This is a genomic window from Erythrobacter sp. S249, from assembly GCF_057364975.1.
The window spans coordinates 3,024,168-3,033,400 of record NZ_CP200287.1 but is presented as its reverse complement, the minus strand read 5'-3'; the positions used below and the strand labels follow the sequence as shown (position 1 = coordinate 3,033,400).

The window sequence follows — 9,233 nt, the reverse complement described above, 5'->3', positions numbered from 1 at the left end:
AGGCGCGCCAAGCAAGACGGCGGCGGTGTTGTCTTAAGCGGGACTGTCTGCAAGCGAGCGCAATTCCTGTGTCCGCGCTTCGGTTAGGCTGGTCTTGCAAGTAGAGACGAGCAGCGGCTCCATCGAGCCACCGCGCGAGACATAACCCTCCACCCGGCAATGCGCGTCGCGATATTTCAACCACGCGCGCTGGGAGGCGAGCAGACTGTCAAAATAGCCGGGGCGCTCGTCCCAATCGGGTTTCCAGCCTTCATCGCGAGATTTCATCACGGACGAGGTGATCGCCCATTGTTCGTTGAGCTTCTTGTCAGCGGCCAAATAGTCATTGAGCGCACAGATATTCATCTCTTGCTGGATGCCTTGATCGGCCTTTTCTTGGTCACAAGCCGGGACGTAGTCAGCCTGGAGTAACAGGAAGAGAGCGTAAATCATGTCTGGTCCTTTCGCGCGGCAAATGCGCTGAGGCTTGCTGCATAATGCGGCGCGCCTCTGCGGTCACCCTCATTTGCCAGCAGGGTCTGAGCCGCCACCGCTAGCCGAGCGATATTGGCCTCACTCAGCGCGCCAAGCGGTTCGACATAAATGCCGATGGTGAACAGGATTGCGCCAGTTTTCGGCAAGCGGCGCAGGGTCTGCCGCTCTGATCGGACAAACAGGGTTTCGCCGGCATTCTCTGGTGTGACATGGGCAAAGGCGATTGGTGCTGCCTTGTCCGCGAGCCAGCGTTTCTCTCCCGAAGGCGCGATAAACCAATTGCAGCGGCCATAAATTTGGCCCGGCTGGAGCTTCGCCATAAAGTGATCAACGCCGCTCGCCAGCTGCTCTTCATAGCCTGCAATCGGCGCATGCAGCGCGCGCAGAGGCAGCCCCATTTTGTCGGCTGGCCTCCAATCGCTTGGCCATGCCACCGCCGTCCCGATCAAGCGATAATGCTCTTCATCATCAAACTGGGTGAGCAGGCACATGTCTTCATGATGCGCCATCGCGGCCTCGATCAGGCCGCCTTTGAGGCCCAGCATTGCGGCCAATTCTTCGCCCGGCTCCAAAGCCTTTGCGGTCAGCTGAGCGCCTTCTGGAAACTCCGTGAAGCCTTTGCGACGGGCGGCTGTGTCAGGATTGGCCTGAAGCCAGTTGTCCTCGGAGAGTTTGCTAAGGCCCATCTTGAGCTGCCCGCCGCCGCGCGCCTTAGGCAGAAGCTCATCGACGGAGAAGCCGAGGGTCACTCGAAGGTCGATCTATCGACGGCATTTCGTTCACTTCGGCGAACCAACCAAGCGCAAAAAGCGAACGAGATTACAAAGAGAATTGCCACACTCAGAGCAAACCAAACCCACGCAAAAGGCCCATCACTCAATGGGCCGGGCAAATCGAATGACATGGCCAGCACTGTAGTGATGAATTGCGCCACATAGCCCGCAACATACATCAAGCCTGTCAAAAGCACGGCTGCAACATATGTGAGCTTTCTCACTCCGCGGGCTCACTCACTTTACACGCTCTCAACGGCTCCTCTTGCTGGAGCGCGGTAAGCCCTAGCTTCGCAAACAAAGCGCCATCGCTGTCATCACCCGCATTGGGTGCGGTCAGCAGCTTGTCTCCAGTAAAGATCGAATTCGCACCCGCGAGGAAGCAAAGAGCCTGCGTCGCCTCGCTCATGCTCTCACGTCCAGCGGACAGTCGCACCATGCTCATAGGCATCGTAATCCGGGCCACCGCAACAGTGCGGACGAACTCAATATCATCGATTTTGGCAAGCGGCGTGTCCGCCAGCATATCGCCCAGCACGGTGCCCTTTACCGGGACCAGCGCATTGACTGGCACGCTCTCAGGATGGGCTTCCAAAGTCGCCAGAGTGTGCACAAAACCAACGCGGTCCTCTCGCGTTTCGCCCATGCCCACGATCCCGCCAGAGCAGACATTGATCCCAGCATTGCGAACATGATCGAGTGTTTCAATCCGCTCATCAAACCCGCGCGTGCTGATCACACGCTCGTAATACTCTGGGCTGCTGTCGATGTTGTGATTGTAATAATCGAGGCCAGCCTCGGCCAGCATGTCGGCCTGTTTCGGGGTCAGCATGCCGAGCGTCATACAGGTCTCAAGCCCCATTTCCCGCACGCCTTTTACAATCTCAACAATCGCGGGCATGTCGCGGTCTTTGGGATTGCGCCAGGCGGCGCCCATGCAGAACCGTTGACTGCCGTGGTCCTTGGCCTGAGCTGCAGATTGCAAGACAGCCTGCACATCCATCAGCTTGGTCGCCTCGACCCCGCTATCCGCATGCACGGACTGGCTGCAATAGCCGCAATCCTCTGGGCAACCGCCGGTCTTGATCGACAACAAAGTGCACAGCTGAACCTGCTCTGGTGGATGGTTTTCGCGGTGAGCGCTCGCCGCTTGAAACAACAGTTCTGTAAATGGCAGGTCAAACAGTCCCGCGATCTCTTCGCGGGTCCAGTCGTTACGTATTAGGGTCACTTATCTTACCTCACGGGTGTAGGTTTGGAGCTGCGCGGTGCGCGCATCGGTCATTGCAATCATGCAGCCATTCTTGATCTGCGGCCAATCGGCCGAGCTGCCTTGCTGCGGGCCGGCCATAGCCGCGCAGTGAGCCTCACGAAAGCGGGTCCATTGCTCTTGCGCCTCGGTCAGAAGGCTGAGATCGGTCACCGCAATATCAATTTTGCCGCGGCGCCGATCGTTGGAAACCGCCTGAGCCGCTGCATCGCTGAAGGCATTGTCGAGGTTCTCTTCCGCTTCGCCCAAATCGAAAAAGGAGCACGCGTTAAGAGCGGCCTGAACACCCGCCTCAGCTGCCTCTCGGTCGCAATCATTCGTGCCGATTAGGCCAGTGGTGCTGGCCAAAAGTGTAATCCAAATCATTCTGCTGCTTCCATCTTCGACGTGGTCCGCACAGGTAGGCAATTCTCATCGCTGCTATAGCCACTCTACTCTGTCATTTCTGATTCTCTTACGACCGAGAGACTTTTCCTGATTCCGCCGGCGATCAATATCGCTGGCACACTGGTAATGCCGAGCCAATACCATAGCGGTTCCAGACAATCAGGATTGGCCTGAGTTAACTCCGCCGCCCCGTCACAGAATCCAAGCTGCCACCCGGCCATGATTGGATAGAAGAGAAACATCACCGACCAGCAAATGCTGCCGATTGCCACCAACGCCACGTACCCAAGTAGTCGTAGCCAGATCACTCAGCCGCCTCCTCAAGTCCCTCGCCCAATGGCGGCATATTGTGGCCAAGCAGCGTCAAGATATCCGCTGCGCATTCGACCACGTTTGAGCCGGGTCCGTAAATACCCTGCACGCCCGCTTCGCGCAGGAAGTCGTAATCCTGTGGAGGGATCACACCGCCTGCGGTCACCTTGATGTCCGCGCGGCCGGCCTCTTTGAGCAAGCTGATAAGTTCCGGGATCAAGGTCTTATGCCCTGCGGCGAGCGAGCTTGCCCCGATCACGTCAACATCATGCTCCAGCGCCATATCGCGCGCCTCTGGCGGGGTCTGGAAAAGCGGGCCGCTGATCACTTCAAACCCCATATCGGCGAAGGCAGAGGCGATCACATTGGCCCCGCGATCGTGCCCGTCCTGCCCCATCTTCGCGACCATGATGCGCGGTTTGCGGCCAAGGCGGCGCTCAACCGCCGACACGCCGTCCGTTACCTGCGCCCAGCGCTGGTCGAATTCATACGCGCTGGCATAGACGCCGCTGACCGGCTTTGGCGTCGCATCATGGCGGCCAAACACCTGCTCCATCGCGGATGAAATTTCTCCAAGCGTCGCATCGTAGCGAGCAGCTTCGACGGCCAATCCAAGGACGTTGCCACCCGATGCGCAGCCTTCGGTGAGCGCTTTGAGCGCCGCCTGACAGGCGGCTTCATCGCGGCCGGCGCGAACTTGTTTCAGGCGCTCGATCTGCCCGGCGCGCACCTTCGCGTTGTCGATATCGAGCGTGTCTATCTGCTGCTCTTCAGCTTGTCTGTATTTGTTCACCCCGACAATCACGGTTTTGCCCTTGTCGATGCCGGTCTGTTTCTCCGCCGCGGCGCGTTCAATCGCGGCCTTTGGCGCGCCTGTATCGACATAGGCGGTCATACCGCCCGCTTGGTCTACTTCGGCGATCAGCTTTTCAGCTTCGTCCACCAAAGTCGCGGTCAGGGCCTCGATGTAGTGCGAACCGCCCAGCGGGTCGACGACATTGGTGATGCCGCTTTCCTCTTGCAAAACCAGCTGCGTGTTGCGCGCGATCCGAGCGGAGAAGTCGGTTGGCAGAGCAATCGCCTCGTCGAGTGCGTTGGTGTGCAGGCTTTGCGTCCCGCCCAGCGTAGCGGCCATCGCCTCCACCGTGGTGCGGATGACGTTGTTGTACGGGTCTTGCTCTTGCAGGGACACGCCAGACGTCTGGCAGTGTGTGCGCAGCATTTTTGAGCGCTCGGATTTCGCACCCAGCTCGTCCATGGTGCGGTACCAAAGGGTCCGCGCGGCGCGCAGCTTCGCAATCTCCATGAAGAAGTTCATGCCGATGCCGAAGAAGAACGACAGCCGGCCTGCAAACGCATCAATGTCCAGCCCGGTCGCCATCGCGCGTTTCACATATTCCTTGCCATCGGCGATGGTGAAGGCGAGCTCCTGCACTGCGGTCGCTCCGGCCTCGTGCATGTGATAGCCCGAAATCGAAATGCTGTTGAATTTCGGCATGTTGGCGCTGGTGTAGCCAATGATGTCCGAGACAATCCGCATGCTCGGCCCTGGCGGATAGATGTAGGTGTTGCGAACCATGAACTCTTTGAGGATGTCGTTCTGGATCGTGCCTGAGAGCTTGTCCTGGCTCACCCCCTGACGCTCTGCCGCGACGATATAGAACGCCATCACCGGAATCACCGCGCCGTTCATAGTCATGCTGACTGACATGGTGTCGAGCGGGATCTGGTCGAACAGCACCTGCATATCCGCCACCGTGTCGATCGCGACGCCCGCCTTGCCAACATCCCCGACGACGCGGGCATGGTCGCTGTCATAGCCGCGGTGGGTGGCGAGATCGAAAGCCACCGACAGACCCTTTTGCCCCGCCGCCAGATTGCGCCGGTAAAACGCATTCGATTCCTCGGCGGTGGAGAAGCCCGCATATTGCCGGATGGTCCACGGACGCCCGGCATACATGCTCGCCTTCACTCCGCGCGTAAACGGCGCAAAGCCCGGCAGGCCGGGATCAAAATCCGCATGGTCTTCCGCCGTATACAGCGGCTTTATATCGAAACCCTCAGGCGTCGACCAAGTCAGGTCGCGCCCTTTGGACTCTTTGTCGGCAAGCGCTTTCCAGTCGGAAGGGGTCGGTTTTTCAGTCATAATCTAACAATATCCGTTCGGGCTGAGCCCGTCGAAACCCTGTTTTCTCTGTTGCACAGAGTTAGAGGAAAATGCGGCCCTTCGACAAGCTCGGGGCGGACGCCGTGAAGATATTACGCCCCTTTAAAATCAGCCTTGCGCTTTTCGAGGAAAGCCATGCCGCCCTCTTTCGCGTCGTCGCTGGCCCCGGCAATACGCTGTGCCTCAGCCTCTTGGACAAACACCTGTTGGACTGTGCCATCGAGCGCCAGATTAAGGTTCTCTTTGATCATGCGGATTGCCTGGGTTGGGCCGTTGGCCAGCTTTTCTGCCAGGCCGCGCGCTTCGCTCATCAGCTGATCTGGCTCGACTGCTTTGTAAACGAGGCCCCATTCTTCCGCTAGCTCACCGCCGATTTTCTCGCCCAGCATCATCATCCGGGTCGCACGGGCACGGCCAATGGCGCGGGACAGCAGCCAGGTTGATCCGCCGTCAGGCACCAGGCCGATATTGACGAAAGCCTGAAGAAAATAGGCGGATTTACTGGCAATGGTGAAATCCGCCGCCAGAGCGAGCGAGCAGCCAACGCCGGCCGCTGGACCGTTGACCGCGCAGATCACTGGCACGGGCGCGCGCAGCACTTGGCTGATCGCGGGGTTGTAGTGGTTTTGCAGAGCCTTGTGGCTGCCGCCTTTTTCGCCGGTTGATCGCGCAGACAGGTCCGCGCCAGAGCAAAAGCCTTTGCCCTCACCCGTGATGAGAACCGCGCGGGCATCGCCCAGATCGTAGAACACATCGCAAATCTCATCCGCCATTTGCGGCGGCATCGCATTGAGGCGATCAGGCCGGTTCAGAGTGATCGTCAGCAGCGGACCGTCGGTTTCGACGCGGATTGTTTCGTAGGTCATCTAAAACTCCGTTCGGGCTGAGCCTGTCGAAGCCCTGCCCTTCTTATGATCCGTCGCTCCAAAAGAAAGAGCAGCCCTTCGACAAGCTCAGGGCGAACGGTATGTGGTCAATGCGCGCCCTTAGGCGTTTCCATAATCTCGGTCAGCATGCCTTGCATATCCTTGGGGTGGACAAAGAAAATAGGCGTGCCGTGCGCGCCAATGCGGGTTGGGCCAAGGATGCGCTTGCCTTGCCCTTCAAATTCCTCGCGTGCGGCGTCAATATCGGACACTTCAAAACAGACGTGATGCTGCCCGCCGAGCGGGTTCTTTTCAAGAAAGTTGTTGATCGCGCTGTCCGGTCCCAGCGGCTCAATCAACTCAATCTGAGTGCCATTCATACCGGAGTGGGTTGGCGTATCGACAAAGCACACGGTCACTCCTTGCTCTGGCAGAGAAAACGGCTCACAGATCGAAGTTGCTCCCATTATGTCGCGGTAATGCGTGATTGCATCTGCAATGCTGGGCGTTGCAACGCCGATGTGATTTAGTCGCCCAAGTTTCATGCCGTTTGTTCCTGTTCAATTCGATCCTGCGCGCTGTCTGCTGCGACGAAAAATGCGCCGCCAAATGCGGCCACGCAAATCCCTATCCAAATTACGATCCATATCTCGCGAAAGGTCACCCGCGCTTTTGCCAGACCGCTCGCACAGCTCACTATGAGCAACGCGCCAATAGCAATTAAGACCCATCCAGCGATCCGCAGTTCATCGGGCATAGAGGCTGAGGGTTCAACATAGGTTCGGGTAAAAAAGCTGGTTGTATAGGGATCGAACTCATCCGCCTTCCACCAAGCAATGCCGATCAAAAATGGCATCATGAAATACGCAAAAACCAAGCCGCTGGCTTTGGTCACAGGATGGTTCGCGTCCCGGACATACCATGGCAGCTTTGGGTCTCGCTTAAAGGTCATTGGTATCGCTTTGTTTGCTAGTGCCTAGTGCCGTCTTCCTAGAAGCGATGCGATTTTTCTGACAGGTACTCACCATTACGCCAGAAAACCGCAAACTTCATCAACCTGCGTCGCGCCCATCACATCGCGGTAGTGCGCAATGGAGTCTTCGATTGAGGGCGTTGCGACGCCAACGTGGTTAAGTCTGCCGAGTTTCATAAGAATCCTATTGTGCAATGCCCTTCTGGCTACAATTCGATCTTGATAATGCCAAAGGCACCCGAAGCGGCCATCAGCCCATAGATTGCAAGCAACATGGCAATAGCTGCAAGAAGCAAACGCCAAGCCACAATGGTCCAGAACTTTAACGGGGATGGCTCGCGTTGCACCAGGTGGAAGCCAGCCTTCAGCAATTCGTTCTGCCTTAAAGCCGAAATGGCTGTGGAACCGATAATTCCAGACAGCAGCCCTGATGCCAACATCAGGAAAAGTGGGAAGATCGCAGCTTCAATCACAACGGAATATTATCGTGCTTCTTCCACGGGTTCTCCAGCTGCTTGCCGCGCAGCTTGCGCAGGCCCAATGCAACCCGCCGCCGGGTTGAATGCGGATAGATCACCTCGTCGATATAGCCGCGCGATGCGGCTACGAATGGGTTCGCAAAGCGGTCTTCATATTCCTTGGTTTTCTCAGCGATCTTTTCCGCATCGCCGCGATCCTGACGAAAGATAATCTCCACCGCGCCCTTCGCGCCCATCACGGCAATTTCGGCGGTGGGCCAAGCGTAGTTCAAGTCTCCGCGCAAATGCTTTGACGCCATGACGTCATACGCCCCGCCATAGGCCTTGCGGGTGATGATGGTGATCTTCGGAACGGTCGCCTCACCGTAAGCGAACAGCAGCTTCGCGCCGTGCTTGATGATCCCATTATGCTCTTGATCGGTGCCTGGCAAAAAGCCCGGCACATCGACCAAAGTCAGGATCGGAATTTCAAACGCATCACAGAACCGCACAAAGCGCGCGGCCTTTTTCGAGGCATTGATATCGAGCACACCAGCAAGCACCATCGGCTGGTTCGCGACCACGCCCACGGTGCGCCCTTCTACACGGCCAAAGCCGCAGATAATGTTGGCGGCATGGGCGGGCTGAATTTCGAAGAAATCGCCCTCGTCCAGCGTCTTCGCGATCACCTCATGCATGTCATAGGGCTGGTTCGCATTGTCCGGGATCAGCGTATCGAGCGATGGCTCTTCACGGTCCCACGGATCGCTGGTGATATATTCGGGCGCTTCTTCGCGGTTGGACAGCGGCAGGTAATCGAAGAATTTGCGCGTTGAGAGCAAGGTCTCAATGTCGTTCTCAAACGCATTGTCAGCAACGCTGGTCTTCGTCGTATGCGTCACCGCGCCGCCCAACTCCTCTTGCGTCACTTCCTCATTCGTCACCGTCTTGACCACCTCAGGCCCGGTTACGAACATATAGGAGCTGTCCTTCACCATGAAGATGAAGTCGGTCATCGCTGGCGAGTATACCGCGCCGCCTGCGCATGGCCCCATGATCAGCGAGATTTGCGGCACAACGCCGCTTGCCAGCACATTCTTCTGGAAAACGTCCGCATAACCGCCAAGCGAGGCGACACCTTCCTGAATGCGGGCCCCGCCGGAATCGTTGAGGCCGATGACAGGCGCACCGACCTTCATCGCATTGTCCATCACCTTGCAGATTTTCTCCGCATGGCGTTTCGACAGGCTGCCGCCGAAAACCGTAAAATCCTGGCTGTAAACATAGACAAGGCGACCATTGATCGTGCCGCTGCCGGTGACCACGCCGTCGCCCGGAATTTTCTGATCCGCCATGCCGAAATCAACGCAGTCATGCTCAACATATGTGTCGAGCTCTTCAAAACTGCCCTCGTCCAGCAGAACGTCGAGCCGTTCGCGCGCGGTCAATTTGCCTTTGGCGTGCTGCGCGGCAATGCGCTTTTCCCCGCCGCCAATTTTGGCAGCGTCTCTGCGGCGTTCCATCTCAGCGATATTGGCAGACATCTGGGTGCC

10 protein-coding genes and 1 pseudogene are annotated in these 9,233 nt (G+C 57.7%); all 11 read right to left on the bottom strand.

The genetic code is table 11. The annotated features are described in order from the left end of the window. Positions 1–33: 33 nt before the first annotated feature. The 11 genes and pseudogenes from AC0V6V_RS14310 to AC0V6V_RS14260 all read right to left on the bottom strand — a co-directional run bounded on the left by AC0V6V_RS14310 (position 34) and on the right by AC0V6V_RS14260 (position 9,224). Positions 34–432 (bottom strand): lysozyme inhibitor LprI family protein, encoded by a 399-nt coding sequence (locus AC0V6V_RS14310; RefSeq protein WP_486165982.1) that lies wholly within the window; start codon positions 430–432, stop codon positions 34–36. Further along, positions 429–1,223 carry a heme-dependent oxidative N-demethylase family protein gene (locus AC0V6V_RS14305; RefSeq protein ID WP_486165981.1) on the bottom strand — a complete coding sequence of 265 codons (795 nt, stop codon included), beginning with the start codon at positions 1,221–1,223 and terminating at the stop codon, positions 429–431. The genes AC0V6V_RS14310 and AC0V6V_RS14305 overlap by 4 nt, the downstream gene beginning before the upstream one ends. Before the next feature lie 244 nt (positions 1,224–1,467). Continuing rightward, positions 1,468–2,478, bottom strand: coding sequence for a biotin synthase BioB (gene bioB / locus AC0V6V_RS14300; protein WP_486165980.1), 1,011 nt, complete (start codon positions 2,476–2,478; stop codon positions 1,468–1,470). Beyond that, on the bottom strand, positions 2,479–2,883 hold the full coding sequence (locus AC0V6V_RS14295) for a lysozyme inhibitor LprI family protein (RefSeq protein WP_486165979.1): 405 nt from the start codon (positions 2,881–2,883) through the stop codon (positions 2,479–2,481). A 325-nt stretch (positions 2,884–3,208) separates the two neighbouring features. Then, positions 3,209–5,362 carry a methylmalonyl-CoA mutase gene (gene scpA, locus AC0V6V_RS14290; protein ID WP_486165977.1) on the bottom strand — a complete coding sequence of 718 codons (2,154 nt, stop codon included), beginning with the start codon at positions 5,360–5,362 and terminating at the stop codon, positions 3,209–3,211. 113 nt (positions 5,363–5,475) lie between these two features. Continuing rightward, the gene (locus tag AC0V6V_RS14285) at positions 5,476–6,249 is read right to left on the bottom strand and encodes an enoyl-CoA hydratase-related protein (protein WP_486165976.1); all 774 of its coding nucleotides are present in this window, start codon (positions 6,247–6,249) and stop codon (positions 5,476–5,478) included. A gap of 107 nt (positions 6,250–6,356) precedes the next feature. Beyond that, positions 6,357–6,794: a methylmalonyl-CoA epimerase gene (gene mce, locus AC0V6V_RS14280; RefSeq protein WP_486165975.1), complete on the bottom strand. Its 438-nt coding sequence runs from the start codon at positions 6,792–6,794 to the stop codon at positions 6,357–6,359. Continuing rightward, positions 6,791–7,201, bottom strand: a complete 411-nt coding sequence (locus AC0V6V_RS14275) for a hypothetical protein (RefSeq protein WP_486165974.1) — start codon at positions 7,199–7,201, stop codon at positions 6,791–6,793. The genes mce and AC0V6V_RS14275 overlap by 4 nt, the downstream gene beginning before the upstream one ends. Before the next feature lie 96 nt (positions 7,202–7,297). Further along, a pseudogene (locus AC0V6V_RS14270) lies at positions 7,298–7,399 on the bottom strand (methylmalonyl-CoA epimerase); the annotation flags it as partial. Between the two features lie 29 nt (positions 7,400–7,428). Next, entirely contained in the window at positions 7,429–7,695 is a 267-nt protein-coding gene (locus AC0V6V_RS14265) for a hypothetical protein (RefSeq protein WP_486165973.1), read from the bottom strand. Next, complete coding sequence (locus AC0V6V_RS14260; RefSeq protein ID WP_486165972.1) at positions 7,692–9,224, bottom strand: acyl-CoA carboxylase subunit beta; 1,533 nt, start codon at positions 9,222–9,224, stop codon at positions 7,692–7,694. Before AC0V6V_RS14260 ends, AC0V6V_RS14265 begins: the two co-directional genes overlap by 4 nt. Between the last annotated feature and the right edge of the window lie 9 nt (positions 9,225–9,233).